A 26,305-nucleotide genomic window follows, 5' to 3' on the forward strand; every position below is an offset into this window, starting at 1 on the left:
CGAGGTTCACCCCCACCCGGTCTACGGGGGTGGACAATTCCGGCATGACGACGCTCAGAGCATCCGCGACGCCCACCCGCGAAGAGCCGCCCGCGCTCGAAGACCGGATCACCGGCGCTCTCGTCGGCGCGGCCGTCGGAGACGCGCTCGGCGGCCCCGTCGAGGGCTACACCCCCGAGCAGATCGTGGACCGGCACGGCGGCCGGGTGACCGGCATCGTCGGCCCGTGGAACGAGGACTGGCGTACGGCGCGCCCCATCGCCCCGTACCACAAGGGCGACGGCCACGTCACCGACGACACCTTGCTGACGCACGCGCTGGTCCGGGTGTACGACACGGTGCGCGACCACCTCGACGCGTACGCCGTCGCCGACCATCTCGTCCCCGACCTGATCTCCACGCCCCGCTGGATCCCGGAGCTGGAGGCCGAGGCGCTGCCGCTCCAGCGGATCTTCCTGGCCGAGAAGTGGCTCGTCGCCCGGATCCACTACGGGCACGTGGACCCGCGCGAGGCGGGCGCCGGGAACATCGTCAACTGCGGTGCGGCGATGTACATGGCGCCGGTGGGCCTCGTCAACGCGGCCAATCCGGCGGCGGCGTACTCGGAGGCCGTCGACGTCGCCGGGGCGCACCAGTCCTCGTACGGCAGGGAGGCGGCCGGGGTACTCGCGGCGGCGGTCGCTGCGGCGTGCGCACCGGGTGCTACGCCGACGAGCGTCGTCGACGCGTGCCTCGCGCTCGCCAAGGACGGGACGCGCGCGGCGATCGAGGCGGTGTGCGAAGCGGCCGCCGCGCACCAGGACTTCGAGCCCGCGCTGCGTCCGCTGCGGGAGGCCGTCGCTCCTTTCGACACGGTGGGCCCGGACTACCGCGCCCCGTCCCTCGGCGCGCGCCGCCCCTCGCGGCTGCACTCCATCGAGGAGCTGCCCGTCGCACTGGGCATGCTGGTGATCGGCGACGGCGACTACCGCCGTACGGTCCTCGGCTCGGTCAACTACGGCCGCGACTGCGACTCGATCGCCACGATGAGCGGGGCGATGGCCGGGGCGCTGTCCGGTGGGGCGACGATCCCGGCGGACTGGTCGAAGCGGGTCTCGGAGGCCAGCCGCCTCGACCTGTACGGTCCGGGGCGGACGCTGACGGAGGTCGCGTACGAGGTCTTCGCCCGCGACACGGCGAGGCGCCGCGCCCACGAGTCGGCCTTCGCCGCGCTGACGGAGGCGCGATGACGGAACGGCTGCGGGTGACCTGGGTCCAGCCGGAGGACCTGCTGGGCCACGAACTGCGCCAGGCGTCCGAGGACGGCCGCGACGCGACGGCGCAGGCCACCACCTGGCACACGTCGGGCGGCCAACCGTCCCCACCCCGCGCGGGCGCCTCAACCCCACCGGCGCCCCCGGCACTGCGCGCGCTGGCCCTGACACTGCTAGACGAACTGGCTGAGCTGCCGCAGCCGTTGGCGGCCCGGGAACCAACCCCACTCCCGAAAATCACCCGAGCCTGCGGCGACGCCTGGCCGGAGACCCAGCGCGAACCCAAGCCCCAGCGCCCCGTGGGCCCACCCACGGAACCGGCAGGTTCCGACACCCACCCACCACCCACCACCGCGCCGCGAAGCGCGCCACACGGCCCGGAGGGGACGACCACTGCGCCCCCGCCGCGCGCAAGCGCGGGCGCGCCGGGGTCCGGGGGGTCACCCCCGGTTTCGGGAAGGGGCGGGGCTGGGGAACAGACTCCGCTCAGCACGCACCAGTCGCACGCCGCGTGGCTCGGCCGCGCCGTCGGCTGTGTCCTCGGCAAGCCCGTCGAGAAGCTCCCCCTCCACGCCATCCGCGCACTCGCCCGCGCCACCGGCAACTGGCCCCTGAACACCTGGTTCACCGCCAGGGGCGTCCCGGCGGACCTCGCCGCCGCGCACCCGTGGAACCGGCGCTCCGCCGTCAACTCCCTCGCCGAGAACATCGACGGCATGCCCGAGGACGACGACCTCAACTACCCCCTCCTCAACGTGCTGTTGCTCCAGCGGTACGGCCGTGACTTCCGCACCTCCGACGTCGCGCTGCTGTGGCTCGACCAGTTGCCCGCCGGGCGTACGTTCACCGCCGAGCGCGTCGCGTACCGCAATCTGCTCGCCGGGATCGAGCCGCCCGACACCGCCCGGCACCACAACCCGTTCCGGGAGTGGATCGGCGCGGCGATCCGCGCGGACGTGCACGGCTGGACGCACCCCGGCGACCCCGCGTCGGCCGCCGCCCAGGCGCACCGGGACGCGGCGCTGACACACACCGCCAACGGTGTGTACGGCGCGATGTTCGTCGCGGGCACCATCGCCGCCGCGGGCGGCGGCGCCGATGTGCACACCTCGCTGCGCGCCGGACTCTCCGTCGTACCCCCGCGCTCACGTCTCGCCCAGGCCGTCAGCCAGGCGATCCAACTCGCCCACGCCCACACCGATTTCGACTCCGTCGTGGACCAACTGCACGCCGCCCACGGCCACTACCACTGGGTCCACGCCGTCCCCAACGCCGCACTCCTCGCCGCCGCCCTCACCCACGCCGACGGGGACTTCACGGGCTCCATCTGCCGTGCCGTGTCCGGCGGTTGGGACACCGACTCCAACGGCGCGACGGCCGGCTCCGTCGCCGGTCTGCTCGCCGGGCACCCGGACAGGCTGCCCGAGCGGTGGACGGCGCCGCTCAAGAACCGTCTCGCCACCTCCGTCGTCGGATTCGACGGCATCGGTTTCGACGAACTCGCCCGACTCACCCAGGAGGCACTCCGCCCATGACCGGCATCGTGGTGCTCGGCAGCACCAACATGGACCTCGTCGCGTACGTCGCACGGGCCCCGAAGCACGGGGAGACCGTCACGGGCCGTGAATTCCGTACGGTCCCCGGCGGCAAGGGCGCCAACCAGGCCGTCGCCGCGGCCCGCGCCGGCGGCGACGTCGCGATGATCGGCGCGGTCGGCACCGACGAGTTCGGCGTACTGCTGCGGCACACGCTCACCTCGTCCGGCGTGGACACCGACCTGCTGCACACCGCCGAAGGCCCCTCCGGCACCGCGCACATCGTCGTGGACGACGAGGGCGGCAACGCGATCGTCGTGATCCCCGGCGCGAACGGCACCGTCACGGCGCTCGGCCCCGGCGAGGAGACCGTCATCACCGGCGCCGGCTCCCTGCTCCTCCAGCTCGAACTCCCGCTGAGCGCCGTGCTCGACGGCGCGAGGGCTGCCCGGCGGCACGGGGTGCGGACGATCCTCACCCCCGCCCCCGTCCAGCCCCTGCCTCCCGAACTCCTCGCCGCCACCGACCTGTTGGTCCCCAACGAGCACGAGGCCGCCGCGCTGGCGGGGGTCGCCGATCCGTACGGCGCGGCCGAGGTGCTGCTCCGGCAGGTCCCCGAGGTCGTGATCACCCTGGGCGCGGCGGGGTCTCTGTACGCGGCGCGCGGCGCCGTGCCCGTCACCGTCCCCGCGCCGAAGGTCACCGCCGTGGACACGACGGCCGCCGGCGACACGTTCGTCGGCGCGCTCGCCGTGGCGATCGGGGAGGGCCGCCCGATGGCCGAGGCGACGCGCTGGGCGTCGGCCGCCGCCGCGCTGTGCGTGCAGCACCACGGGGCCTCCACGTCCATGCCGTACCGCTCCGAGATCGACGAGGCCGCCTCATGACCACCGCCACCCTGCCGGACGACCCGACGGCCTCCGCCACTCCCCCGCTGCACGGCCTGCGCGTTCTCGACCTCGCCACGCTCTTCGCCGGGCCGCTCGCCGCGACGATGCTCGGCGACTTCGGCGCCGAGGTCGTCAAGGTCGAGCACCCCACCCGCCCCGACCCGTCGCGCGGGCACGGCCCCGCGAAGGACGGTGTCGGGCTCTGGTGGAAGATCCTCGGCCGCAACAAGCGCACCATCACGCTCGACCTCGGTACCCCGGCCGGCCGGGACGTCCTGCTGCGCCTCGCCGCGGACGCGGACGTGATCGTGGAGAACTTCCGCCCCGGCACGCTGGAGAGATGGGGCCTCGGCTGGGCCGAACTGTCCGCCGTCAATCCCCGGTTGGTCCTGGCCCGGGTCACCGGCTTCGGGCAGTTCGGCCCGTACTCGCACCGGCCGGGGTTCGGCACGCTCGCCGAGGCGATGAGCGGATTCGCCGCCATGACCGGCGAGCCCGACGGGCCGCCGACGCTGCCCCCGTTCGGCCTGGCCGACTCGATCGCCGCGCTGGCCACGGCGTACGCCGTGATGACCGCCCTCAACGGCCGAGCGGCGTCGGGCCGGGGCCAGGTGGTCGACCTCGCGATCATCGAGCCGATCCTGACGGTACTGGGGCCACAGCCCCTCTGGTACGACCAACTCGGCTACGTACAGCCCCGTACCGGCAACCGCTCCCGCAACAACGCGCCCCGCAACACCTACCGCACCGCCGACGGCTCCTGGCTCGCGGTCTCCACCTCCGCCCAGTCGGTCGCGGAGCGCGTGATGCGGCTGGTGGGGCGGGAGGAGCTGATCGACGAGCCGTGGTTCGGCACCGGCAGCGGCCGGGCGGACCACGCCGATGTGCTGGACGAGGCGGTCGGCGGCTGGATCGCCCGGCATTCGCGTGACGACGCGATCGCCGCGTTCGAGAAGGCGGAGGCGGCGATCGCGCCCGTCCACGACATCAGGGACGTCATGAGCGACCCGCAGTACCGGGCGCTGGACACCGTCACCGAGGTCCCGGATCCCGAGCTGGGCCCGATCCGTATGCAGAACGTCCTGTTCAGGCTCTCCGAGACCCCCGGCTCCATCCGCTGGGCGGGCCGCCCCCACGGCGCCGACACGGAAGCGGTCCTCACCGAACTGGGTCTGTCGGCGCCGGAGATCGCGGCCCTCCGTGAAGAGGGCGCGCTGTGACCAGCCGTCCGGGACACCCCGCGCGTCCCCCGCTCACCTGGCTGTACGCACCCGGCGACCGCCCCGACGTCGTACAGAAGGCGCTCGCCTCCGGCGCCGACGCGGTGATCGTCGACCTGGAGGACGCGGTGGCCGCCGACCGCAGGGAGTACGCGCGCTCCGCGACGGCCGAACTGCTGGCCTCGCCCCGCCCCGCCCCGGTCCACGTCCGGATCGCCGGCGAGGACGACATCGCCTCGCTGGTCGGGCTCCCCGGCCTGGCCGGACTGCGGCTGCCGAAGGTCGCGCGCGCGTCCGACATCCACCGGGTCGCCGCCGTCGCTCCTGACACACCGCTGTACGCGCTGCTCGAATCCGCCCTGGGCATCGAGAACGCCCACGCCATCGCCACGGCCCACCCGGCCGTGCGCGGTATCGCGCTCGGCGAGGCCGACCTCCGTGCCGAGCTGGGGGTGGGGAACGACGCCGGGCTCGACTGGCCGCGCAGCCGCGTCGTGGTGGCGGCGCGGGCCGCCGGCCTGCCGGCTCCTGTCCAGTCCGTCTACCCCGACGTACGGGATCTGGAGGGGCTGGCGGCTTCCTGCGCGCACGGCCGCTCGCTCGGCTTCTTCGGTCGCTCCGCGATCCATCCGCGCCAGCTGCCGGTGATCGAGCGCGCGTATCTTCCGACGGCGCGGGAGGTCGAGTCGGCGGCGGAGATCGTCGAGGCGGCGGCGAAGAACGCGGGGGCGCAGGCGCTGCCGGACGGGCGTTTCGTCGACGCGGCGATCGTGGCGGCGGCCCACCGCACGCTGTTCCTGGCGGCGCGGGGGTAGGGGGTGGTGCCATGTGAAAGGGCCGCCGCACCTCGTTCAGAGGTCCGGCGGCCCTTCGCTGTGTTCGCAGGGCGGCGCGCCCGTCAGACCTTCTTGGCCGCCGCGGCGTCCGTGCTGCCCTCGGCGTCGGTATCCGCGTCGGGAGCGTCGTCTTCCTCGGCCCCGGCGCTCTTCGCGTCGCCGTCCTCGACCTTGCCGTCCTCGGCTTCCTTGCCGGCCTTGCCGAGCAGCTCCCGGTCCGGCTCGACGATCTCCTCGCGCCCCGGCCTGATCCGCGCCGAGACCACCATGTAGACCACGGCGAGCACAAAGACGACGATCGCGGTCCATACGTTGAGGCGCAGCCCCAGCACATGGTGCGCCTCGTCGACGCGCATGTACTCGATCCAGGCGCGTCCTACACAGTAGGCGGCGACGTAGAGCGCGAACGCGCGTCCGTGGCCGAGCTTGAAGCGGCGGTCGGCCCAGACCACGAGCAGCGCGACGCCGACGCACCACAGCGACTCGTAGAGGAACGTCGGGTGGTAGAGGCCGCTGTCGCGGTTGGCGCCGTCGCTGATCTCCAGCGCCCACGGCACATCGGTGGCCTTGCCGTACAGCTCCTGGTTGAACCAGTTGCCCCAGCGGCCGATGGCCTGGGCGAGCACGATCGCGGGTGCGATGGCGTCCGCGTACGCCGGCAGCGGGATCCCCCGGCGGCGACAGCCGATCCACGCGCCGACGGCGCCGAAGGCGATCGCGCCCCAGATCCCGAGGCCGCCCTCCCAGATCTTGAAGGCGTCGACCCAGTTCTTACCGTCGCTGAAGTACAGCTGGTAATCGGTGATCACGTGGTAGAGCCGGCCGCCGACAAGTCCGAAGGGCACGGCCCAGACGGAGATGTCGGCCACGGTGCCGGCTTTGCCGCCGCGGGCGATCCAGCGCTTGTTGCCGTACCAGACGGCGACGAAGACACCGAGAATGATGCAGAACGCATAGCCGCGCAGCGGGAGTGGTCCGAGATGGATCACGCCGCTCGACGGACTGGGGATATAGGCAATGTCCATGGCGGTTCCGACGCTACAGTGCCGGGCGGGGCCTACGGCAACCCGCCCGGCAACGTCTGGATAACGAGCCCGCGCGAAACAGGCGCCGCGCGGCCCCCGGCTCAGGAGGGCGAGGCCCCCGTGCCGGGCGGTGTCGCCGGTGCGGTGCCCGGCTGCTTGCCCTTGTTGGCCTCCGTGACCCACTTCTTGAAGTTGGCCGGAGTGATGTTCTCGGCGCCCTTCTTGGGGAAGACGGATTCACCGTTGAGCAGGACGGTCGGCGTGCCGCTGAAGCCGCCGTTCTGGAACGCGGAGTTCGAGTTCATCACCCATTTGTCGTGCTTGCCGTCCTCCACGCACTGGCGGAAGCCGGGGGCCGACTCCAGGCCGTCGACCTTGCCCGCCAGCTCCAGCAGCCGCGCGTTGTCGGCGAAGGCGTCGTCCGGCTCCGGCGGCTGATTCCGGAACAGGGTGTCGTGGTACGGCGCGAACTTGCCGACGTCCTGGGCGCACGCCGCCGCGTTGGCCGCGCGCAGCGAGCCGCTGCCGCCCATGTTGCCGTCGATGATCGTGGCGAGGTGGTAGTCGACCTTGAGCTGTCCGGCGGTCTCCAGCTCCTTGATCGTGTCCCTGAACGCGTTCTCGAACTGACCGCAGGCCGGGCAGCGGAAGTCCTCCCACACGGTGAGGGTCGAGGGCGCGTCGCTCCTGCCCACGGGGATCGACAGCTCGTCCTTGCCCTGTGCGCCCGACGGGGCCAGCACGGGGCCCGCGGCGCCGCTGCTGCCCTTGTCCTTGTTGGCGTTGGTGGCGACGAGCCCGATCGCCGCCGCCGCGCCCAGCACGCCCACCACCGCCGCCGAGACGATCAGGGTGCGCTTGCGCCGCTCTCGCCTCTTCTCCTGCTCACGCTGCACCTGGAGCCGCTCTCGGGCGCTCCTCTTTGCCTCACGGTTCTTCTCGCTCACGCCTCAGCAACGAACCGGGGAGGCGCGTACGCACCTCCCCGGTCCCAGGTCCACCCGTACGAGGGACCTCGGGGGTCCGTCGTCCGTCAGCGCTTGCGAACGCCTTCGGCCAGCTCGGCCGCCAGGCCGCGGACCGCCGCCAGTCCGGCCTCGCGGTCGGGGGCGTCCAGCATCAGCTTGACGAAGGCCGAGCCGACGATGACCCCGTCGGCGAACGCGGCGACCTCGGCGGCCTGCGCCGCGTTGGACACCCCGAGCCCGACGCACACCGGCATGTCGGTGCTGACACGGGTGCGTCGCACCAGGTCCTGGGCCTGTGCGCCGACCGATTGGCGGGTGCCGGTGACTCCCATGAGGGAGGCGGCGTAGACGAATCCGGAGCCCACGGCCGTGATCTTGGCGAGACGGTCGTCCCTGCTGCTCGGCGCGACGACGAAGACGGTGGCGAGGCCGTGCTTGTCGGCGTGCTGCCGCCACACGTCGGACTCCTGCACGGGCAGGTCGGGCAGGATGCACCCGGCGCCGCCCGCCTCGGCCAGCTCCGCGGTGAACCGCTCGATGCCGTACCGGTCGATCGGGTTCCAGTACGTCATGACCAGCACCGGCTTTCCGGTGGCCTCGTACGCCTCGCGGACCGTGCGCATCACGTCCGCGATCTTCACGCCCCCCTTGAGGGCGATGTCGTCGGCGGTCTGGATGACGGGGCCGTCCAGCACCGGGTCGCTGTGCGGCAGCCCGACCTCGACCACGTCGGCGCCGCCGTCGAAGACGGCCTTCACGGCGTCGATGCCGCCGTCCACCGTGGGGAATCCGGCCGGCAGATAGGCGATGAGCGCGGCGCGCCCCTCGCTCCTCGCGGCGGCGAGGGTGTCGCTCAACAGCTGGATGTTCCCGCTCACTTGGCGCTCTCCCCGTCGTACAGCCCGAAGTAGCGGGCAGCGGTGTCCATGTCCTTGTCGCCGCGCCCGGAGAGGTTGACGACGATCAGAGCGTCCTTCCCCAGCTCTCGGCCGACCTCCAGCGCCCCGGCGAGTGCGTGCGCGCTCTCGATGGCCGGAATGATGCCCTCGGTACGGGAGAGCAGCAGCAGCGCCTTCATGGCGTCGTCGTCGGTCACGGCCCGGTACTCGCCGCGTCCGCTGTCCTTGAGGTACGCGTGCTCGGGGCCGATGCCGGGGTAGTCGAGCCCGGCGGAGATCGAGTACGGCTCGGTGATCTGGCCCTCGTCGTCCTGGAGGACGTAGGAGCGTGAGCCGTGCAGGATGCCCGGCTCGCCGGCGCTCAGCGTCGCCGCGTGCTCCCCGGTCTCGATGCCGTGGCCCGCGGGCTCGCAGCCCACCAGCCGTACGGCCTCGTCGGCGAGGAACGCGTGGAAGAGACCGATCGCGTTCGATCCGCCTCCTACACAGGCGACGGCCGCGTCGGGCAGCCGGCCCGCCCTCTCCAGGAGCTGGCGCCTGGCCTCGACGCCGATGACGCGGTGGAAGTCGCGCACCATCGCGGGGAAGGGGTGCGGTCCGGCGACGGTGCCGAACAGGTAGTGCGTACGGTCCACGTTGGCGACCCAGTCGCGGAACGCCTCGTTGATGGCGTCCTTCAGGGTGCGGCTGCCGGACCTGACCGGTACGACCTCGGTGCCGAGCATCCGCATCCGGGCGACGTTGAGCGCCTGGCGCTCGGTGTCGATCTCGCCCATGTAGATGGTGCATTCGAGTCCGAACAGCGCGCAGGCGGTCGCGGTGGCGACGCCGTGCTGTCCGGCTCCGGTCTCGGCGATGACGCGGGTCTTGCCCATGCGCCTGGTGAGCAGCGCCTGGCCGAGCACGTTGTTGATCTTGTGGGACCCGGTGTGGTTCAGGTCCTCCCGCTTGAGGTACACCGTGGCGCCGCCGGCCTCTTCGGCGAACCGCGGGACCTCGGTGAGCGCGCTGGGGCGGCCGGTGTAGTTGACCAGGAGGTCGTTGAGCTCCGCGGCGAAGGCGGGGTCGCCCTTGGCCTTCTCGTACTCGACGGCGACCTCGTCGACGGCGGCGACGAGCGCCTCGGGGATGAACTTGCCGCCGAACTCACCGAAATAGCCCTCGGCGTTCGGGCTCAGGCCCGTGGGGTCGGGGATGAAGAACTCGGATGTCACGGATGGATCTCCTCGTGGAGCAACGGATGGGTGCACCGTGTGCGCCGACGGCGAGTCGGCCCCGCACCCGGCGTGGAGCCGGGGAGGGCGATGGTCCGGGTGACCGGCCTTGTGGACATGCGGGACGGAGCGCGGCGACGTCAGGACGCGCCGCCCGCGTGGGCGGGCGGTCGTGCGGCTACGCGGTCGGGCGGTGGTCGCTGTCGGAAGGGCCTCGCCGGGGCGCGGCCCGGCGCCATCGCATGCCGTTGACCTGACCGGGTTCGTCACCGATCACGTACCGCACCCGCCGCCCGTGCACGCGCCGGGCCGGGGCCCGGCAGCCGCGCGGCCGGCACCCGCGCGCCAGCGGCGCGTGAGGCGCGCGCACGGCGGCGGGACGTCCGGAGGCGGGCAGGGGCATCAGGGGGTCAGCCCCGCCCGTGCCGCAGCGCGGGGTGGGCGCCGGCCGCGACGAGGTCGGCCACGGCCACCTTCGGGTCGCGCCCGGTGACCAGGGACTCGCCGACGAGCACCGAGTCGGCGCCCGCGTTGGCGTACGCGATGAGGTCGTGCGGTCCGCGCACACCGGACTCGGCGATCTTGACGATGCCGTCCGGGATCTCGGGGGCGAGCCGCTCGAACGTGCCCCGGTCGACCTTCAGCGTCTTCAGGTCGCGCGCGTTGACGCCGATGATCTTCGCGCCGGCCTCGACCGCGCGCTCCACCTCGTCCTCGTCGTGCACCTCGACGATCGGGGTGAGTCCGATGGACTCGGCGCGCTCGATGAGCGAGACGAGTGCGGGCTGTTCCAGGGCGGCGACGATCAGCAGGACGAGGTCGGCGCCGTAGGCGCGCGCCTCCCACAGCTGGTACGCCGTGACGATGAAGTCCTTGCGCAGGACGGGGATGTCGACCTTGGCGCGGACGGCTTCGAGGTCGGCCAGCGAACCGCCGAAGCGGCGCTGCTCGGTCAGTACGGAGATGACGGACGCGCCGCCCGCCTCGTAGTCGGCGGCCAGTCCCGCGGGGTCGGCGATCGCGGCCAGCGCACCCTTGGAGGGGCTGGAGCGCTTGACCTCGCAGATCACCGTGACGCCCTCGCCGCGCAGTGCGGCGACGCCGTCCTTGGCCGGCCGCGCCTTGGCCGCGCGCTCCTTGAGCTCGTCGAGGCCGACGCGCGCCTGCCGCTCCGCGAGGTCGGCGCGTACGCCTTCGATGATCTCGTCGAGCACACTCACGCGAGCGGCCCCCTTCCGGGAACGATGTCGGATTCAGCCATGGATGAGGATCAGCCATGTCGATGGTATCCGGAGGAGGGCCGAGGGCCCGCATCCGCTGGTCGAGCATCCCATCACCTGGGACTTCACGGGGCGAACGACGAGCCGAAAGGTGCGTTCCGTACCACTGTGAAGACCAGGATCACCGCTCCGACGGCCCATCCCAGGAAGGGTGGCACCGAGACGCGGAGCCGCGTTCCGCGAGCGACGTGAATCAGCCACACCAGCCACACCACGGCGAAGACCGCGTAGCCGACGACCGCGAGCGCGTTGGCACCGAGGGCGGCGGCGAAGTCACCGTGCGCGACGGCGTGGGCGCTGCGCAGGCCGCCGCAGCCGGGGCAGTAGAGGCCGGTCATGCTGAGCAGCGGACAGACGGGGTAGTGGCCACTCTCGTTGGGGTCGACCAGGCCGACGTAGGTGAAGGCGGCGACGACGCCGGTGAGCGTGGCCAGCGGGGCGAGGAGCCGCCGGGCGCGGGTCGCCGGAGCGGGGGCCGGGGGCGGCGCGGCGGGTGCAGGCATGGCGTCCACCCGGTGATTGTCCCCCGTGGGGGCGCGAAAGCGCAGCCCGCCCCCGGGCGCGCGCGTCGCCCGCGCCCCGCGTGTCCCGCGGAACGCACGAAGGCGCGGCCCGGGATGCCGGGCCGCGCCTTCCTGCTCGCGGTGCGTGGGTACGTACGCGAAGACGGCGTTACGCGGTCTGCTGCGCCGGCTCGGGCTTCGCCTGGGCGGCGTGCGGCTGACCGGTCGGGTGGCCCTCGCCACGCTCGACGGCCTCGCGCTCCGCGCGGTCCAGGGACGCCCGTGCGGCCTCCACACGGGCCTGCTTGGCGGCTTCGGACTCCTTGGCCGCGCCGAGGCCCGCGGCCCTCATGGCGAGGCCGACGATGCCGCCGAGGAGGACGACCGCGAGGCCGCCGACGAAGCCGAGGGGATCGGCCGCCACCATGAAGACGCCTGCGATGCAGAAGCCGATGACAGAGATGGTGACACCGGTCCAGGCGGCCGGGGTGTGTCCGTGGCTGCTGCCCGCCATGAATTCGCTCCTCGTTGCTGATGTGCCGCGGTGGTCGCGCGCTGGGTGAGCCGAACGCTCACGGTTCATTGTCCCGCACCCGTCGGCGTTGCCCGTCGAGGGGGTCGGGATGCGCGGCACCCGCTAGCGGGTCGGGTCCTCGCCCCGGTCGAGGGCCTTCCAGATGTCCTCGGGCCGGTCGGGGTCCGTGGCGGGCCCGGATGCCTTGGCGGGGCTGGCCGCCGGTTCGCGGACGCGGGCGGCGCGCGGGGTGCCGTCGCGTTCGTAGCGGCCCGACATGGTGGGCCAGTGTGATCCGTACCTCAGGGCCAGGAGCCCGGCGAGCAGGATCAGTACACCGCCGGCCGCCGTCACGTAGGGCCAGGCGGTGTGGGTGAGGGCGGCGACGGTCGCGGCGGTGTCACCGGTCGTGCGCGCGGCCTCGTCGTCGAGCGCGGCACTGTCGGTCGCGCCGACGAGCGCGGCGACGGTGGCACCCGCGCCGCTGAGGGTGAGCAGCGCGGAGACCAGCAGCCGGCCGCCGGTACGGACGGCGAAGACGGCGACGAGGGCGGCCAGGCCGACGACGGCGAGCGCGGCCGGGACGCCGGTGACGTCACGGCCTCCGGCGTCGAGCGACACGGTGCCGCCGGCCACGGTGGCGCTGCCCTCGGCCCAGGTCTGGCCGGAGGCGATCAGCACCACGGCGGCGCCGACCGCGCCGAGGAGGAGTGCGATGCCGAGACTTCGGCCGGCACGCCTTCTCGTGGCGTCGGCCGAGGTCGCGGCGCGGGGCTGGGGAATGGGTACGGCAGTCACCCCACCCACTATCCCCTACCGGTGCCGGCCGGTTCGGTCGGGCCTCCCAGCCGGTTCGCGGTGTGCACGGCGCGCAGCACCGCGGCGGCCTTGTTGCGGCACTCCGTGTCCTCGGCGACGGGGTCGGAGTCGGCGACGACACCGGCGCCCGCCTGGACGTAGGCGGTGCCGTTCCGGAGCAGGGCCGTACGGATGGCGATGGCGGTGTCGGAGTCACCGGCGAAGTCGAGATAGCCGACGCAGCCTCCGTACAGACCGCGCCGCGAGGGTTCCAGTTCGTCGATGATCTGGAGGGCGCGGGGCTTCGGGGCGCCGGAGAGCGTGCCGGCGGGGAAGCAGGCGGTCAGCACGTCGAAGGCGGTACGGCCTTCGGCGACCCGGCCGGTGACGGTCGAGACGATGTGCATGACGTGCGAGTAGCGCTCGACGGACATGAAGTCGACGACCTCGACGCTGCCGGGCTCGCAGACCCGCCCGAGGTCGTTGCGGCCGAGGTCGACCAGCATCAGGTGCTCGGCGCGCTCCTTGGGGTCGGCGAGCAGTTCGTCGGCGAGGGCCTGGTCGTCCTGCGGCGTCTCGCCGCGCGGGCGGGTACCTGCGATGGGGTGGACCATCGCGTGCCCGTCCTCGACCTTGACCAGCGCCTCGGGGCTGGAGCCGACGACGTCGAAGCCGTCGAAGCGGAAGAGGTACATGTACGGGCTCGGGTTGGTGGCCCGCAGCACCCGGTAGACGTCGAGCGCGCTCGCCTCGCAGGGGGTCTCGAAGCGCTGCGAGGGCACGACCTGGAAGGCCTCGCCCGCCCTGATGCGCTCCTTGATGTCCTCGACGGCCTCCTGGTAGGCCACGCCGCCCCACAGGGCGGTGTACGGCGGCAGCTCGGACGGCGGCAGTGCGGTGGGGACGGTGTCCACGGGGCGTGTCAGGTCCCGCTCCATGGCGTCGAGGCGGGCGACGGCGTCCGCGTACGCCTCGTCGACGCCCGTGTCGAGGTCGTTGTGGTTGATCGCGTTGGCGATGAGCAGGACGGTGCCGGAGCGGTGGTCCAGGACGGCGAGGTCGGAGGTGAGCAGCATCGTCAGCTCGGGCAGGTGGAGATCGTCGCGCGCGTGGTCGCCGATCTTCTTCTCCAGCCGGCGGACGACGTCGAAGCCGAGGTAGCCGACCATGCCGCCGGTGAAGGGCGGCATGTCGGCCTCGTGGTCGTGGAGGGTGCGCGGCGTGTGGAGGGTCTCCACGGTGGCGCGCAGGGCGGCCAGCGGGTCGCCGTCGACGGGGACGCCGACGGGCGGGGTGCCGAGCCAGTGGGTGCGTCCGTCGCGCTCGGTGAGGGTGGCGGCGGACCGTACGCCGATGAAGGAGTAGCGCGACCAGGAGCGGCCGTTCTCGGCGGATTCGAGGAGGAAGGTCCCCGGGCGTTCGGCGGCGAGCTTGCGGTAGAGACCGACCGGGGTGTCGCCGTCCGCGAGGAGCCTGCGGCCGACCGGGATGACACGGCGGTCGACCGCCAGCTTGCGGAAGGTGTCGAGATCCATGGCCGGTGAGCTTAGTGGTCGGCGGGGCCGGTGGCTGTCGTCGTCGGCAGGATGACGTCCGCGTCGAAGCAGGTCCGGTCGCCCGTGTGACAGGCGGCGCGCACCTGGTCGACCTTGAGGAGGACCGTGTCGGCGTCGCAGTCGAGCGCGACGGACTTCACGTGCTGCACATGGCCGGAGGTGTCGCCCTTGACCCAGTATTCGCGGCGGCTGCGGGACCAGTAGGTGCCGCGTCCGGTGGTCAGGGTGCGGTGCAGGGCCTCGTCGTCCATCCAGCCCAGCATCAGCACCTCACCGGTGTCGTACTGCTGGGCGACGGCCGGGATCAGCCCGTCGGCGCCGCGCTTGAGCCGGGCGGCGATTGCGGGGTCGAGGCCACTGGTGGGGACTGAGCCCTCGGTCGTGCTGGTCATGGGGCCATTGTGCCGCGCTCGTACCTTCCGCCGGCGGGACGTCCACTGGGCGGACCGTGCGCGTCGGTCGTACGCTTGCCGTCATGTCGACCCATGCAAAGCGTGAACGACTTCTGCTCGCCGACCTGTTGGAGGCGGCGGGACCCGACGCCACCACCTTGTGCGAAGGCTGGAACGCCCGCGATCTCGCGGCGCACGTGGTGGTGCGCGAGCGACGCCCGGACGCGGCGGGGGGACAGCTTCTCGGCCCGCTCAGGAACCGGCTGGAGCGGGTGCAGGGTGAGTACGTGGCGAAGCCGTACGAGGAGCTGATCCAGCTCATCCGTACGGGACCGCCCCGGATGTCGCCCTTCGGGATCAAGCAGCTCGACGAGGCGGCGAACACCGTCGAGTTCTACGTCCACGCCGAGGACGTACGGCGGGCACAGCCCGACTGGACGCCCCGCGAGCTGGACAAGGTCTTCTCGAACGCCCTGTGGGCGCGGCTCGAGAAGGGCGCCCGCATGATGGGCCGCAGGTCGCCTGCCGGTCTGGTGCTGCGGCGTCCGGACGGCCAGACGGCGGTGGCGCACCGGGGCTCGCCGGTGGTGACGGTCACCGGGGAGCCGGGTGAGCTGCTGCTGTTCGTCCTCGGCCGGCAGGAAGCGGCCCGCGTGGAGGTGGAGGGCGACAAGGAAGCGGTCGACAAGGTGCAGCGGTCGAAGCTCGGGATGTAGCGCCTGTTCGGCCCGATCCCGCTCAGGCGCCGGGCAGTTCGGCGCGGCGCAGGGTGGCGAAGGTCAGGCCCAGCGCGCCGCCCGCCGCGCAGACGGCGGCGCTGACCACGAAGACCGGGCCGGTGCCCCAGAGTCCGACGGCGGCGCCGGTCACCGGGTAGCTGAGCGGTGCGATGCCGAGGGTGAAGAGGGTGGCCACCGATGTCACCCGACCGAGGTACCCGGGTTCGGTGACCGTCTGCGTCAGCGCCCCGCAGAGCCCGCCGCCGAGGCCGGCCAGCAGCCCGACGAGGAGGCCCGCCACGGCGGCGAGCGCGACGGTGGGTACGAAGGCGACGGCCGCGATGGCGAGTGAGCCGGCGACGACCGAGAGGCACAGGACGAGGCCCGCGCGGGGCAGGCGTCCGCGTACCGCCAGGAGCAGGGAGGCGGCGGCGGCGCCGACACCGAAGGCGGCGACGATCCAGCCCATGCCGCCGGCGCCCCAGCCCCGTTCGCGGGCGAGCAGGACGAGGCCGAGGTTGAGCGGGCCGACGAAGCCCAGCTCACTGAGCGCGATGACGAGCATCAGCGGGCCCAGGACGCGGTGGCGTCGGATGTAGCGCAGTCCGTCGGTGAGTTCGCGCCAGGGAGTCGCCGTCGCGGGTGCCGGTTCGCTGTCGGCCTCCGTGGCGCCGCGAGCGGGCGGGGGCGCCATCCGTACGGAGATGAGCAGGACCAGCGATACGGCGAAGAGGCCGCCCGCCACGGCGAACGCCGCCGCGGACCCGCCGAACGCGACGAGGAGCCCGCCGAGCGGTCCCCCGGTCACGTTGGCCACGCGCGCCGCCAGGCCGCGCAGTCCCTGCACCCTGGCGAGCTGGCCGGGCGTGGTGATCCGGGGCGGCAGAGCGCCGACGGCGGGCAGGAAGAGGGCGTCCACGACGCCGAAGACCAGAGCGACGGCGATCAGCAGCCAGAGGCCGGGGGCGGTGAAGAGCAGGACCGCGGCGATGGCGAGGATCACCACGCAGCGCGCGGCGTCGCTGCCGATGACGACCCTGCGCGGGCCCCACCGGTCCGCGAGCACTCCCCCGCCGAGCATCAGGAGGGCGCGTGGCACGGCGCCGACGGCCAGCACGACGCCGGCCTGGGTGGGGCTGCCGGAGCGGGCGGCGGCCCAGGCCAGCGCCATGTAGTACACGCTGTCGCCGACCATCGACATGGTGTAGGCCGCGAGCCAGCGCAGGACGTTCGCGTCACGGTGGGCGGGCCGCTCGGGCTTCGACAACGGCGCGGGTACGGGCACGGGTTGGGTGGTCCGGGGTATGACCGTCTCGCTCATGGGGGCGTGGGCCTTCCGTCAGGCGATACGCGCGACACGTACGGGCGGGCGGTGCACGAGGCGCAGGCCCAGGCCGACCAGGAACCAGCCCAGCCTGCCGCGCAGGCCGCCGGAGGGCTGAGCCGCCGCGTGGGACAGGCGGAACCGGGCCGCCTCCGTACGGAGGTCGGCCGCGCGCAGGGCGTGCAGCCGCAGATGTATGTCGGTGTGCATGAGGGTGGCTCCTCTCGGCGGGCGGGACGTGGCGGCGCGGACGTACCGGGCTCACTGCTGCCGGAACGGGAATCCGTAGACGTGCAGCGCGACGTTCTCGCGCCCCTCGGTGTCTCCGGCGTCCTGTTCGGCCCGCGCCGCGTCCGTGTGGCGCTTGATCAGCTCGTGCATCTCCTCGCTCAGCCGCGCCAGTTCGGCGGGCGTGAACGGACCGAGGAACTCGCTGCTGAAGGCGGCGCTGCGCCACTGCGGCGACCAGGCGGAGTGGCTGTCCAGGTAGGCGCGGTACAGCTCCCCGCGCTGCTCGAACGACAGCCGGCCGATGGCGGCGTGCGTGGCGACCTTCTCGGGCGCGTCGCGGAAGTCCTCGTCACGGAAGGTCAGCCCTTCGGACGCCGTCTGCCACCACCGTTCGCGCCCGTCCCTGCCCTGCGTCGGCGCTTCCTCGATCAGCCCGTGGTCGGCCAGCTTGCGCAGGTGGTAGCTGACGAGCGAGACGGCCTCGTCGACCTGCTCCGCGAGCTGCGACGCGGTGGCCGTACGGGAGATGTACAGCGCGCGGTAGAGCTTCATCCGCAAGGGGTGACCGAACGCCTTGAGGGTGTCCAGGTCGTCGATTCTGCGGGGGTCCTTGGCTGCCATACCCACCACCGTAGATACAAAAGAAAAGTTGCGCAATATTAGTTGTGCAATAAATCCTGCGGAGTTTCCGGGTGGCGGACGGTGAACGGGGACGGCAGACGGGGGCGGCGGCTGTGACGGGCCGCCGTCAGATGTCGAGCAGCCGCCTGGCCGCCAGCGCGAGGGAGATCTCGACCACGTCGGAGGGCCGCGCCAGCGAACGGCCGGTCAGCTGCTCGAAGCGGCGCAGCCGGTTGAGGACGGTGTTGCGATGGCAGTAGAGCCGGGTGCCGGCGCGCTGCGCCGAACCGTCCGCCTCCAGCCAGGTCCTGAGCGTGTCGACCAGGAGATCGCGGTCGGCCGGGTCGAGCCGGTCCAGCGGCCCGAGCACCCGCTCGGCGAGGGCCGCGCCCAGCCGGGACGAGGAGACGACCAGCGCGGCCGGCAGGTGTTCGTCCAGCAGGACGACGCCGCCGTCCCGCGGACAGGCCCGGAGCGCGGTCTCGGCGAGCCCGCGCGCCTCGCCGAGGGCGGCGAGTCCCGTGACGGCCGAGCCGACGCCGACGCGCACGCCCGGAGGTACGGTCAACTCCGCCGCGAGCGCGGCCAGTTCCCCGTCGGCGCGGCAGGTCCCCCCGTACGGCGCCTCGTTCACCGCCTCCGGGGCGCGGTCGTCGGCCAGCAGGACGACGACCTGTTCGGAGTCGGGCGAGAGGTGCCGCAGCGCGCGCGTGCCCGGCGGCAGACCCACCACGGGGCCCGCGACACCCGCGACACCGGCGCCGGAGGCGGCCACCACGACGTAACGCCCCTCCTCCGGCAGCCCCAGCATCGTCGCGGCGTCGGGGATGTCGGCGATGCGCGCGGTGCCGTCGAGGAGCGCCGCGACCGTCAGCCGCTGCTGGTTCTCACGGCGCCAGGCGAGCCGGCGCTCGGTGGCCCGGTAGGCGTCGGCGACGAGACCGCAGTGCTCGTCCACGAAGCTCCAGACATCGGCGGCGACATGGACCAGCAGCCGGATGTCCTCCGGGTGGCGCCGGGTCGTCTCGTCCACGAGGCCCTGCCACACCATCGCCCCGCCGAGCCGGAACGCGTGCAGCAACGCGTCGAGCGGCAGGCCCTGTTCGGCCCGGCGCTCGCCGATCCGCCACGACATGCGGCAGGCGGCCTCGCGTGATTCCCGGGGCCGGATCAGGGAGCCGACGCTGAGGCGCAGCGAGCGGTTCGCCTCCTGCCAGATCTCGGCGGGGTCGGCCTCGATCGCCGCGCGGTAGGCCGGCTCCTTCTCGCGCAGCGTCGCGACCAGCCGGTGCGTCAGTCCGGCGAGGTCGTCCATCAGTGCCTGCGCGGCGCGGTGCAGTACGGCGACGGCCTCGGCGTCCGCCAGGGAGCGGGCGGGCCGGTTCGCGGCGGAGGACATGACGGGCGACGTGACCGGGGACGTGACGGGCGACGCGTGCGGCGCCCTGACCCGCGAGCGGATGACATGCGGCATGGCGGCCTCCACCGGGAGTCGGCTCGCTCCGGCGCGGCGGGTACGGCGGGTGCGGCCCCGGACCCCGCGCCGGATCTTCCTGACGCCCGCAGAATGACATACCGCCCGGTCGGTACCTAGGGGTTTGCCGCATTCTCCTCGTCACGGTCGAGCAATCGCGCCAACTCCGTCCGTGAACGCACCCCCAGCACGGCGAAGACGTTGCGCAGATGGTGGTCGACCGTTCGCGGGCTCACCGAGAGCCGCACCGCAACCTCCCGGTTGGTCGCGCCTTCGGCCACGCACCGGGCGACGCGCCGCTGTTGGGCCGTCAGCAGATCCACCGGGCCCGAGCCGGCCACCGACTCCCCCGCGGCCCGGAGTTCACCGGCGGCGCGCTCGGCCCAGACCCGCGCGCCGCACCGCTCGAACGCGACCAGCGCGTCCCGCAGCGGGTCACGCGCCTCGCGGGTCCGGCGCTGTCTGCGCAGCCACTGGCCGTACAGCAGCTCCGTACGGGCGCGTTCGAAGTCGCCGCTCGACCGTGCGTGGTGGGCGAGCGCCTCCTCGTACCGGTCGGCGGCCTCCCCCGCGGGGGCCAGCAGCGCGTGACTGCGGGCCAGTTGCGCCGGTGCCTGCGGGTCGGCCGTCCACGCCGTCCACGCCGTGAACTCGTCGACCACGGCGCGCGCCTCCTCGCCCCGGCCCGCCAGGACCGCCGCCTCCACGAAGCACGGCACGGCGAGCATCAGCGCCGCGAAGTGGCCGCGCCGGGGGCCGGTGAGCACCAGTGGGGCGAGCCGTGCGGCCGCCCGTGTGTGCCGCCCCGCCGCCAGATCCGCGCGGGCAACCGCCCAGGTGGCGAGGGTGGCTGCCTGCCCGAGACCGTGCGGCCCGGCGTCGGCCGCCGCCGACGCGGCGTGCTCCGTACAGGCGGCGCCGTCGCCTTCCACCGAGGCGGCCATGGCGAGTACGGCGTGCAGCGCGGCGGCGGCGTTGCGCTGCCCCAGCCGGTCGGCGGCGCGCAGTCCCTCGTACGCGTGGACGCGGGCCCGCGCGTGGCGGCCCGCCCGCAGTTCGCCGTACGCGAGGTGCTCCAGGGCCTGCGGCAGCAGCGCCTCGGGGCCGTGGGCGCGTACGGCGGCCAGCGCCCGCGCGCCGGCCCGGCATGCGGCGTCGACCTCGCCGAGGACGAGGGCGGCGATGCCCGAGCGCAGCAGAACGGCGGGGTCACCGGTGCGGTCGCCGGCGTCGAGGCAGCCGCGCAGCAGGGCCCGCCCGTCGTCCGTACGGCCGTCGAGTACGGCGCACATGCCCGCGCGGAAGTCGTCGAGCGCCGGAGCGAGCGCCGGATCGTGACTCCGGCCCGGTGCCCGGTCGCGCCCCCCGATCCGGTTCATGGCGTTCAGGTAGCCGGGCACGTCGCCGGTGAGCCAGGCCGCCTCCGCCGCGCCGAGCAGGGCGCCGACGGCGCGCCCCTCGTCATGCGGCGCGAGCAGTTCGGCGGCGGTGAGCAGGGCCTCCCCCGCGTCGGCGGCCGGTCCGTCGCGCAGGGCGATCAGCCCGCGTACGTAGTGGGCGCGGCCGGGGGCGGGGACGGAGCGCACGCGGGTCAGCAGCGCGCGGGCGCGTCCCGGGTCTCCGGCCAGCCAGGCGTGCTCGGCGGCGGCGGCGAACCGCTCGCCCCGCAGGGCCTCGTCGGTGGAGAGCGCGGCGGCGCGGGTGAGGGCCGCCGCGCGGTCGGCGTGCGGGCGGGGCGGTCCGGCCGCGCGTGCCAGGGCCTCGGCGAGCGCCGGATCGTGTCCGGTGGCAGCGCAGGCCCGCTGGAGGAGTCTCGGCAGTGTCCGGTGCGGTCCGTCGAGCACCGTGGCCAGGAGGCGGTGCACGGCGCGGCGGCGGGCGAGCGGGGCGCGCCGCAGCAGGGCCCGGCGGAGCAGCGGCTGGGTGAAGTGGACGCGCCCGGCGCCGATCCGTATCGCGCCCAGCGTCTCGGCCGGGCTCAGCAGTCCGGGGTCGACGCCGGCGAGTTGACCGGCGCGCAGCAGGACGGCGGCGTCCGCGCCGGTTCCCTCGGGCTCGTGCTCCTCGGCCGCCGCCGCGAACAGCAGCAGGAGGCGGGTGTCGTCGGGCAGCCCGTCGATGTGCGCGGCGTAGGCGTCGAGCAGGCTCTCGCCGCCGCTCAGGGGCTGCGGCAGGGCGCCCCGGCCGGCCAGTTGGTCCTCGGTGAGGCGGGCGGTGAGCGCGGTGAGCAGCCGGGGGTTGCCCGCCGCCTCGCGCAGCAGTTCCTCCCGTACGCCGGGATCGGCCCGGCCTCCGGTCAGCCCGTCGAGCAGCGCGCGGGAAGCGGACCGGTCGAGGGGGCCGAGGCGCAGCGAAGGGAGCGCGGTGAAGTCCCGTTCCCCGGCGTGCTGTTCGACGGCTGTGAGCAGTACGGCGACCCCGCGGGCGGGGGTCAGCCTGCGGATCGCGAAGACGAGTGCGGCTCGCGACCCGGCGTCCCAGGCGTGCGCGTCGTCGACACAGACCAGCAGGGGGTGGAGGGCGCCGAGGGTCGTCAGGAGGTCGAGCAGCGCGGTGGGGGCGGTGTCGGGGCGTGGGATGCCGGCGACGGGCGGGGGCAGCGGTCCGGGTGCCGAGCACAGGAGGGTGTGCAAGCCGCTGTAGGGCAGCAGGCGTTCGGCGGGGGCGGCGGTCGCGTGCAGCAGGACCGGAGCGCCGGGGCTTCCTGTGCCGGGAGCGTGCGTGTCGAGGGCGTGGCGCAGGAGCGCGGTGCGGCCGAGACCCGGCGCCCCGGTCAGGACGAGGGTGCCGCCCCGGCCCGCGCTCAGCCGGGTCAGCAGCGTTTCCAGGATGGTGAGTTCACCGCTGCGGCCGTACAGCCGGAGCGGACTGCGAACGGTCGTGGATGGGGTCACGTCCGGCACGTTACTGCCGCGTAAACAAGCCCGGAAGGCTCGCGTCCAGGGGCCTTGTCACGGACGGCCGGGGCTGGGCGGCGACCCAGCGGGCGGGCCCCCGCACTGTGCACGGGCACAGTACGGGGGCCGGCGTCACGTACAGGGGCGGAGAGCGGGGTCAGCCGAGCGGGCAGCTCCCCCGGTACTCCTCGATGGTGAGGCTCGGCCGGGGCAGCGGGCACAGGAACTGCTCGAAGCGGGTGTCGTCGTCGATGAAGCGCTTCAGCCACGAGATGCTGTACTTCGCGATCGTCGTGTTGGACGAGTTGGGCGTGAAGTGGGTGGCGCCGTTGAGCTCCAGATACGCCTTGTCGAGCGAGCCGGGCAGCGACTCGTAGAACGGTTCGGAGTGCGTGGCCACGGGTGCGACCGTGTCGCCGTCGGCCCCGACGACCAGGGTCGGTGTCCGCAGCTCGGGCCAGGACTTGTCGGTGTTCCAGCCGGTCAGCGGTATCGCCGCCTTCAGCGAGGTACGGCTCTTGGCGGCCTCCAGCGTGCCGCCGCCGCCCATCGAGTGGCCCATGACGCCGAGCCGGGCCGCGTCGATCCGGCTGCGGACCGTGCTGCGCTGCGTCAAGTAGTCGAGCGCGGCGAGGAGTTGACGGCCCCGGCTGTCCGGCTGGTCGAGGGTCGTGTTGGTGTCGATGGTGAAGACGACGAAGCCCTGCGAGGCGAGTCTGGGGCCGAGCCACGCCATGCTGGACTGTGTGGCGGTGAAGCCGGGGGCGACCGCCACCGCGCCGAAGGTGCCGTCCGCCGTGGACGTCGGGTAGTAGATGGTGCCGCCGCCGAAGCCGCTGACACCGACCGAGGAGACGCTGGTCTGCGAGACGGCGTACGAGCCGCGTGCCGCCTCGATGCTGGACACGGTCGGGGCGGGGCCGCGCTCGTACGGGTTGGCCGCGGCTGCCTCGGGTGCGCCGCCGGCCGCCTGGGCGCCGGGGACGAGCCCGCCGAACAGGGCGGCGGTCGCGGCTCCGGCGGTCAGCGCGACACTCCACACGCGGGACCGGGAGCGGGACACGGAGCGGGTACGGGACGAGAGACGATCGCGGCTGCGGCCCGCCGAGCTGTCGCCGGTGGAGAGTTGCTGCACGAGGGGGGTCCTCTCGGTGGGGGCGGGCGCCCTCGCGGGAGGACCGGGCCCGTCGTCCTGGGCCACGGGCCCCGCCGGATGGCGACCGCCGTACTGGCTGACGGAAACCACCCTCGCGCCGCCAACCCCCCTCGCGCATCGGCGAGTTCGCCGGTGTTGACCGCGAACTGCCCCGGAACGAATCGTTCCGGGGCAGCGCTGTTCTTACATACGCTCAGAAGCGGCCGGTTCAGCGCACCGCGTGTCCCGCGTCCCGCAGCGCCTTCTTGACCTGGGAGATCCGCAGATCGCCGAAGTGGAAGACGGAGGCGGCGAGTACGGCGTCCGCGCCCGCGTCGACCGCGGGCGGGAAGTCCGCGAGGCCGCCGGCGCCGCCGGAGGCGATGACGGGAACGGTGACGTGCGCGCGTACGGCCGCGATCATCTCCGTGTCGTAGCCGTCCTTCGTGCCGTCCGCGTCCATCGAGTTGAGCAGGATCTCACCGGCGCCGAGTTCGGCCGCGCGGTGCGCCCACTCCACGGCGTCGATGCCCGTGCCCCGGCGCCCGCCGTGTGTGGTGACCTCGAAGGTGCCCTCCGGCGTACGCCGTGCGTCGACCGACAGGACGAGCACCTGGCGGCCGAAGCGTTCGGCGATCTCCCGGATGAGGTCGGGGCGTTCGATGGCGGCCGTGTTGACGCCGACCTTGTCGGCGCCCGCCCGCAGCAGTTTGTCGACGTCCTCGGGGGTGCGGACCCCGCCGCCGACCGTGAGCGGGATGAAGACCTGCTCGGCGGTGCGGCGCACCACGTCGTACGTGGTCTCGCGGTCACCCGACGAGGCGGTGATGTCCAGGAAGGTCAGCTCGTCAGCGCCCTCGGCGTCGTACAGCCTGGCCATCTCGACGGGGTCACCGGCGTCGCGCAGATTCTGGAAGTTGACGCCTTTGACGACCCGGCCGTTGTCCACGTCGAGGCAGGGGATGACTCGGACGGCGAGGGTCATGCCGGGCCTCCGGAGGGCGCGCGGAAGGCTTCCAGCTCGATTTCGACCACCAGGCTCGGGTCGATGAAACCGGCGACGACGATCATCGACGCGGCCGGCCGTACGGCGCCGAACAGCTCCTTGTGGGCGCGCCCGACGTCGTCGGCGTCCCCGGCGTGCGTGAGATACATCCGGGTGCGCACCACGTGCTCCGCGCCGAGGCCGAGGTCGCCCAGCGCCTTGATGCCGACGCCGAAGGCGGTGACGGCCTGTTCGTACGGGCCGCCCTCCGCGATCCGCCCGTCCACCACGGAGGTGCAGCCGGAGACGAGGACGAGGCCGCCGGGGAGTTGGACCGCCCGGGAGTAGCCGAAGGCGTCCTCCCAAGGACCGTCCGAGGAGATCCGCCGTACGCCGGACGTGTCCGCGCCGGATGCGATCGTGTCGGATGCGTTCGTGCCGGATGCGTTGCCTGACGTGTTCGTGCCGGACGGGCTCTCGCTCATCGAGACACCTCCGTGAGGGCCTCTTCCAGGGTGAACGCCTTCGCGTACAGGGCCTTGCCGATGATCGCGCCCTCGACACCGTCGGGCACCAGCGAGGCGATCGCGCGCAGGTCGGCGAGCGAGGAGACGCCGCCGGAGGCGACGACCGGCCGGTCGGTGGCCGCGCACACGCTCTTGAGCAGGTCCAGGTTGGGCCCCTGGAGGGTGCCGTCCTTGGCGATGTCGGTGACGACGTACCGGGCGCAGCCCGCCGCGTCGAAGCGCTCCAGCGTCTTGTAGAGGTCGCCGCCTTCGCTGGTCCAGCCGCGCCCGCGCAGCGTCGTGCCGCGTACGTCGAGACCGATGGCGATCCTGTCGCCGTACTCGGCGATGGCCTCGGCCGCCCACTCGGGGGTCTCCAGCGCCGCCGTACCGAGGTTCACGCGGGTGCAGCCGGTGGCGAGGGCCGCGGTGAGCGAGGCGTCGTCGCGGATACCGCCGGACAGCTCGACATTGATGTCCATCGCCTCGGTGATCCCGGCGACGAGGTCCCTGTTGTCGCCGGTGCCGAACGCGGCGTCGAGGTCCACGAGATGCAGCCACTCGGCGCCCGCGCGCTGCCAGGAGAGTGCGGCTTCGAGCGGTGAGCCGTAACCGGTCTCGGAGCCCGACTCGCCGTGGACGAGCCGTACGGCCTGGCCGTCGCGCACGTCGACGGCGGGGAGGAGTTCGAGCCTCCGTACAGAGGACGGGGTGGGTGTGCCGGACATCAGAAGGTTCCGATCCAGTTGGACAGCAGCTGGGCTCCGGCGTCGCCGGACTTCTCGGGGTGGAACTGCGTGGCCCACAGTGCACCGTTCTCCACGGCGGCCACGAACGGCTCGCCGTGCCGGGACCAGGTGACCTTCGGGGCGCGGATCTTGGGGTTGGTGACTTCGAGGGTCCAGTCGTGGACGGCGTAGGAGTGCACGAAGTAGTAGCGCTCACCGGGGTCGAGCCCGGCGAAGAGCCGGCTGTCCTCGGGCGCCTCGACGGTGTTCCACCCCATGTGGGGGACGGTCGGCGCGACGAGGGGGCCGACGGTGCCGGGCCACTCGTCGAGCCCTTCGGTCTCCACGCCGTGCTCGATGCCGCGCTCGAAGAGGATCTGCATGCCGACACAGATGCCGAGCACGGGGCGGCCGCCCGCCAGCCTGCGGCCGACGATCCAGTCGCCGCGTGCCGCGCGGAGCCCTTCCATACAGGCGGAGAAGGCGCCGACGCCGGGCACGATGAGCCCGTCGGCGTTCATCGCCTTGTCGAAGTCACGGGTGATCTCGACCTCCGCCCCGGCACGGGCGACGGCACGCTCGGCCGAACGGACGTTGCCGAAGCCGTAGTCGAGGACGACGACGTTCTTGGTCATTCCCAGAGCCCCTGGATACGGAGGATGCCGGCGAGCAGGCAGAGCGCGGAACAGATGGCGAGCAGGACGATGACGCCCGTGGGCTGCTTCTGTTTGGCGAAGGAGTAGACGCCGCCGGCCAGGAACAGGCCGAGGACGATGAGGATGGTGTTGAGGCCGGTCATGGG

27 protein-coding genes and 1 pseudogene are annotated in these 26,305 nt (G+C 73.3%); 6 read left to right on the plus strand and 22 right to left on the minus strand.

Going from position 1 to position 26,305, the window contains the following annotated elements:
• Nucleotides 1-44 precede the first annotated feature (44 nt).
• Genes ACFWHU_RS05890 through ACFWHU_RS05910 form a run of 5 tightly spaced genes read left to right on the plus strand, consistent with a single transcriptional unit; the run spans nucleotide 45 to nucleotide 5,713 of the window.
• Nucleotides 45-1,229, plus strand: coding sequence for an ADP-ribosylglycohydrolase family protein (locus ACFWHU_RS05890; RefSeq protein WP_387224105.1), 1,185 nt, complete (start codon nucleotides 45-47; stop codon nucleotides 1,227-1,229).
• On the plus strand, nucleotides 1,226-2,788 hold the full coding sequence (locus ACFWHU_RS05895; RefSeq protein WP_387224106.1) for an ADP-ribosylglycohydrolase family protein: 1,563 nt from the start codon (nucleotides 1,226-1,228) through the stop codon (nucleotides 2,786-2,788). The genes ACFWHU_RS05890 and ACFWHU_RS05895 overlap by 4 nt, the downstream gene beginning before the upstream one ends.
• A complete protein-coding gene (gene rbsK / locus ACFWHU_RS05900; protein ID WP_387224107.1) occupies nucleotides 2,785-3,675 on the plus strand; it encodes a ribokinase in 891 nt (296 codons plus the stop codon). Before ACFWHU_RS05895 ends, rbsK begins: the two co-directional genes overlap by 4 nt.
• On the plus strand, nucleotides 3,672-4,898 hold the full coding sequence (locus ACFWHU_RS05905; RefSeq protein ID WP_387224108.1) for a CaiB/BaiF CoA transferase family protein: 1,227 nt from the start codon (nucleotides 3,672-3,674) through the stop codon (nucleotides 4,896-4,898). The genes rbsK and ACFWHU_RS05905 overlap by 4 nt, the downstream gene beginning before the upstream one ends.
• A complete protein-coding gene (locus tag ACFWHU_RS05910; protein ID WP_387224109.1) occupies nucleotides 4,895-5,713 on the plus strand; it encodes an HpcH/HpaI aldolase/citrate lyase family protein in 819 nt (272 codons plus the stop codon). Before ACFWHU_RS05905 ends, ACFWHU_RS05910 begins: the two co-directional genes overlap by 4 nt.
• Nucleotides 5,714-5,796: 83 nt before the next feature.
• Here ACFWHU_RS05910 and lgt read toward each other — a convergent pair whose 3' ends face one another.
• The 11 genes and pseudogenes from lgt to hisI all read right to left on the minus strand — a co-directional run bounded on the left by lgt (nucleotide 5,797) and on the right by hisI (nucleotide 14,883).
• Nucleotides 5,797-6,759, minus strand: a complete 963-nt coding sequence (gene lgt, locus ACFWHU_RS05915) for a prolipoprotein diacylglyceryl transferase (RefSeq protein WP_385801880.1) — start codon at nucleotides 6,757-6,759, stop codon at nucleotides 5,797-5,799.
• A gap of 101 nt (nucleotides 6,760-6,860) precedes the next feature.
• Nucleotides 6,861-7,706, minus strand: a complete 846-nt coding sequence (locus tag ACFWHU_RS05920; protein ID WP_387224110.1) for a thioredoxin domain-containing protein — start codon at nucleotides 7,704-7,706, stop codon at nucleotides 6,861-6,863.
• Nucleotides 7,707-7,792: 86 nt separating this feature from the next.
• A complete protein-coding gene (gene trpA, locus ACFWHU_RS05925; RefSeq protein WP_385801876.1) occupies nucleotides 7,793-8,605 on the minus strand; it encodes a tryptophan synthase subunit alpha in 813 nt (270 codons plus the stop codon).
• Nucleotides 8,602-9,840, minus strand: a complete 1,239-nt coding sequence (gene trpB, locus ACFWHU_RS05930) for a tryptophan synthase subunit beta (RefSeq protein ID WP_387224111.1) — start codon at nucleotides 9,838-9,840, stop codon at nucleotides 8,602-8,604. Before trpB ends, trpA begins: the two co-directional genes overlap by 4 nt.
• Nucleotides 9,841-10,018: 178 nt before the next feature.
• Nucleotides 10,019-10,243, minus strand: a complete 225-nt coding sequence (gene trpM / locus ACFWHU_RS05935) for a tryptophan biosynthesis modulator TrpM (RefSeq protein ID WP_385801872.1) — start codon at nucleotides 10,241-10,243, stop codon at nucleotides 10,019-10,021.
• Nucleotides 10,244-10,250: 7 nt separating this feature from the next.
• Entirely contained in the window at nucleotides 10,251-11,060 is an 810-nt protein-coding gene (trpC, locus tag ACFWHU_RS05940; protein ID WP_078077833.1) for an indole-3-glycerol phosphate synthase TrpC, read from the minus strand.
• Between the two features lie 125 nt (nucleotides 11,061-11,185).
• On the minus strand, nucleotides 11,186-11,623 hold the full coding sequence (locus tag ACFWHU_RS05945) for a DUF2752 domain-containing protein (RefSeq protein ID WP_385801914.1): 438 nt from the start codon (nucleotides 11,621-11,623) through the stop codon (nucleotides 11,186-11,188).
• Between the two features lie 274 nt (nucleotides 11,624-11,897).
• A pseudogene (locus ACFWHU_RS05950) lies at nucleotides 11,898-12,137 on the minus strand (HGxxPAAW family protein); the annotation flags it as partial.
• Nucleotides 12,138-12,260: 123 nt separating this feature from the next.
• Nucleotides 12,261-12,944: a TIGR02234 family membrane protein gene (locus ACFWHU_RS05955; protein ID WP_387224112.1), complete on the minus strand. Its 684-nt coding sequence runs from the start codon at nucleotides 12,942-12,944 to the stop codon at nucleotides 12,261-12,263.
• Nucleotides 12,944-14,470 carry an anthranilate synthase component I gene (locus tag ACFWHU_RS05960; protein ID WP_385801867.1) on the minus strand — a complete coding sequence of 509 codons (1,527 nt, stop codon included), beginning with the start codon at nucleotides 14,468-14,470 and terminating at the stop codon, nucleotides 12,944-12,946. Before ACFWHU_RS05960 ends, ACFWHU_RS05955 begins: the two co-directional genes overlap by 1 nt.
• Before the next feature lie 11 nt (nucleotides 14,471-14,481).
• Nucleotides 14,482-14,883: a phosphoribosyl-AMP cyclohydrolase gene (gene hisI, locus ACFWHU_RS05965; protein WP_387224113.1), complete on the minus strand. Its 402-nt coding sequence runs from the start codon at nucleotides 14,881-14,883 to the stop codon at nucleotides 14,482-14,484.
• A gap of 83 nt (nucleotides 14,884-14,966) precedes the next feature.
• On the opposite strand from hisI, the gene ACFWHU_RS05970 reads away from it, so the two are divergent.
• Nucleotides 14,967-15,599 (plus strand): TIGR03085 family metal-binding protein, encoded by a 633-nt coding sequence (locus tag ACFWHU_RS05970; protein ID WP_387224114.1) that lies wholly within the window; start codon nucleotides 14,967-14,969, stop codon nucleotides 15,597-15,599.
• Nucleotides 15,600-15,621: 22 nt separating this feature from the next.
• Here the strand turns inward: ACFWHU_RS05970 and ACFWHU_RS05975 are convergent, their stop codons facing one another.
• The 11 genes from ACFWHU_RS05975 to ACFWHU_RS06025 form a co-directional block, all read right to left on the minus strand.
• Complete coding sequence (locus ACFWHU_RS05975) at nucleotides 15,622-16,923, minus strand: MFS transporter (RefSeq protein WP_387224115.1); 1,302 nt, start codon at nucleotides 16,921-16,923, stop codon at nucleotides 15,622-15,624.
• Nucleotides 16,924-16,941: 18 nt separating this feature from the next.
• Nucleotides 16,942-17,136, minus strand: coding sequence for a hypothetical protein (locus tag ACFWHU_RS05980; RefSeq protein WP_385801859.1), 195 nt, complete (start codon nucleotides 17,134-17,136; stop codon nucleotides 16,942-16,944).
• Nucleotides 17,137-17,187: 51 nt separating this feature from the next.
• Entirely contained in the window at nucleotides 17,188-17,778 is a 591-nt protein-coding gene (locus ACFWHU_RS05985; RefSeq protein ID WP_385801858.1) for an ArsR/SmtB family transcription factor, read from the minus strand.
• Between the two features lie 127 nt (nucleotides 17,779-17,905).
• Nucleotides 17,906-19,252, minus strand: a complete 1,347-nt coding sequence (locus ACFWHU_RS05990) for a PucR family transcriptional regulator (RefSeq protein WP_387224116.1) — start codon at nucleotides 19,250-19,252, stop codon at nucleotides 17,906-17,908.
• Nucleotides 19,253-19,368: 116 nt separating this feature from the next.
• Entirely contained in the window at nucleotides 19,369-22,146 is a 2,778-nt protein-coding gene (locus ACFWHU_RS05995) for a LuxR C-terminal-related transcriptional regulator (protein WP_387224117.1), read from the minus strand.
• Nucleotides 22,147-22,306: 160 nt separating this feature from the next.
• Nucleotides 22,307-23,212 (minus strand): alpha/beta hydrolase family protein, encoded by a 906-nt coding sequence (locus ACFWHU_RS06000; protein ID WP_387224457.1) that lies wholly within the window; start codon nucleotides 23,210-23,212, stop codon nucleotides 22,307-22,309.
• 301 nt (nucleotides 23,213-23,513) lie between these two features.
• Entirely contained in the window at nucleotides 23,514-24,269 is a 756-nt protein-coding gene (gene hisF / locus ACFWHU_RS06005; RefSeq protein WP_387224118.1) for an imidazole glycerol phosphate synthase subunit HisF, read from the minus strand.
• The gene (locus tag ACFWHU_RS06010; protein WP_387224119.1) at nucleotides 24,266-24,754 is read right to left on the minus strand and encodes a RidA family protein; all 489 of its coding nucleotides are present in this window, start codon (nucleotides 24,752-24,754) and stop codon (nucleotides 24,266-24,268) included. The genes hisF and ACFWHU_RS06010 overlap by 4 nt, the downstream gene beginning before the upstream one ends.
• On the minus strand, nucleotides 24,751-25,503 hold the full coding sequence (gene priA, locus ACFWHU_RS06015) for a bifunctional 1-(5-phosphoribosyl)-5-((5-phosphoribosylamino)methylideneamino)imidazole-4-carboxamide isomerase/phosphoribosylanthranilate isomerase PriA (protein WP_385801848.1): 753 nt from the start codon (nucleotides 25,501-25,503) through the stop codon (nucleotides 24,751-24,753). Before priA ends, ACFWHU_RS06010 begins: the two co-directional genes overlap by 4 nt.
• Entirely contained in the window at nucleotides 25,503-26,138 is a 636-nt protein-coding gene (gene hisH / locus ACFWHU_RS06020; protein ID WP_385801846.1) for an imidazole glycerol phosphate synthase subunit HisH, read from the minus strand. Before hisH ends, priA begins: the two co-directional genes overlap by 1 nt.
• Nucleotides 26,135-26,302, minus strand: a complete 168-nt coding sequence (locus tag ACFWHU_RS06025) for a hypothetical protein (protein ID WP_187279964.1) — start codon at nucleotides 26,300-26,302, stop codon at nucleotides 26,135-26,137. The genes hisH and ACFWHU_RS06025 overlap by 4 nt, the downstream gene beginning before the upstream one ends.
• Nucleotides 26,303-26,305 lie beyond the last annotated feature (3 nt).

Source organism: Streptomyces sp. NPDC060366, assembly GCF_042725135.1.
Lineage (GTDB): Bacteria > Actinomycetota > Actinomycetes > Streptomycetales > Streptomycetaceae > Streptomyces.

Bases quoted from the DNA above. Each gene is read 5' to 3' on its own strand.
- hisI (WP_387224113.1), bottom strand. From the start codon at position 14,883: ATGACCAGCACGACCGAGGGCTCAGTCCCCACCAGTGGCCTCGACCCC.
- lgt (WP_385801880.1), bottom strand. From the start codon at position 6,759: ATGGACATTGCCTATATCCCCAGTCCGTCGAGCGGCGTGATCCATCTC.
- trpM (WP_385801872.1), bottom strand. From the start codon at position 10,243: ATGCCCCTGCCCGCCTCCGGACGTCCCGCCGCCGTGCGCGCGCCTCAC.
- hisH (WP_385801846.1), bottom strand. From the start codon at position 26,138: ATGACCAAGAACGTCGTCGTCCTCGACTACGGCTTCGGCAACGTCCGT.
- ACFWHU_RS05990 (WP_387224116.1), bottom strand. From the start codon at position 19,252: ATGCCGCATGTCATCCGCTCGCGGGTCAGGGCGCCGCACGCGTCGCCC.
- ACFWHU_RS05890 (WP_387224105.1), top strand. From the start codon at position 45: ATGACGACGCTCAGAGCATCCGCGACGCCCACCCGCGAAGAGCCGCCC.
- ACFWHU_RS05980 (WP_385801859.1), bottom strand. From the start codon at position 17,136: ATGCACACCGACATACATCTGCGGCTGCACGCCCTGCGCGCGGCCGAC.
- ACFWHU_RS05970 (WP_387224114.1), top strand. From the start codon at position 14,967: ATGTCGACCCATGCAAAGCGTGAACGACTTCTGCTCGCCGACCTGTTG.
- ACFWHU_RS06025 (WP_187279964.1), bottom strand. From the start codon at position 26,302: ATGACCGGCCTCAACACCATCCTCATCGTCCTCGGCCTGTTCCTGGCC.
- ACFWHU_RS05905 (WP_387224108.1), top strand. From the start codon at position 3,672: ATGACCACCGCCACCCTGCCGGACGACCCGACGGCCTCCGCCACTCCC.
- hisF (WP_387224118.1), bottom strand. From the start codon at position 24,269: ATGACCCTCGCCGTCCGAGTCATCCCCTGCCTCGACGTGGACAACGGC.
- priA (WP_385801848.1), bottom strand. From the start codon at position 25,503: ATGTCCGGCACACCCACCCCGTCCTCTGTACGGAGGCTCGAACTCCTC.
- ACFWHU_RS05975 (WP_387224115.1), bottom strand. From the start codon at position 16,923: ATGAGCGAGACGGTCATACCCCGGACCACCCAACCCGTGCCCGTACCC.
- ACFWHU_RS05945 (WP_385801914.1), bottom strand. From the start codon at position 11,623: ATGCCTGCACCCGCCGCGCCGCCCCCGGCCCCCGCTCCGGCGACCCGC.
- ACFWHU_RS05895 (WP_387224106.1), top strand. From the start codon at position 1,226: ATGACGGAACGGCTGCGGGTGACCTGGGTCCAGCCGGAGGACCTGCTG.
- ACFWHU_RS05985 (WP_385801858.1), bottom strand. From the start codon at position 17,778: ATGGCAGCCAAGGACCCCCGCAGAATCGACGACCTGGACACCCTCAAG.
- ACFWHU_RS06010 (WP_387224119.1), bottom strand. From the start codon at position 24,754: ATGAGCGAGAGCCCGTCCGGCACGAACACGTCAGGCAACGCATCCGGC.
- ACFWHU_RS05960 (WP_385801867.1), bottom strand. From the start codon at position 14,470: ATGGATCTCGACACCTTCCGCAAGCTGGCGGTCGACCGCCGTGTCATC.
- rbsK (WP_387224107.1), top strand. From the start codon at position 2,785: ATGACCGGCATCGTGGTGCTCGGCAGCACCAACATGGACCTCGTCGCG.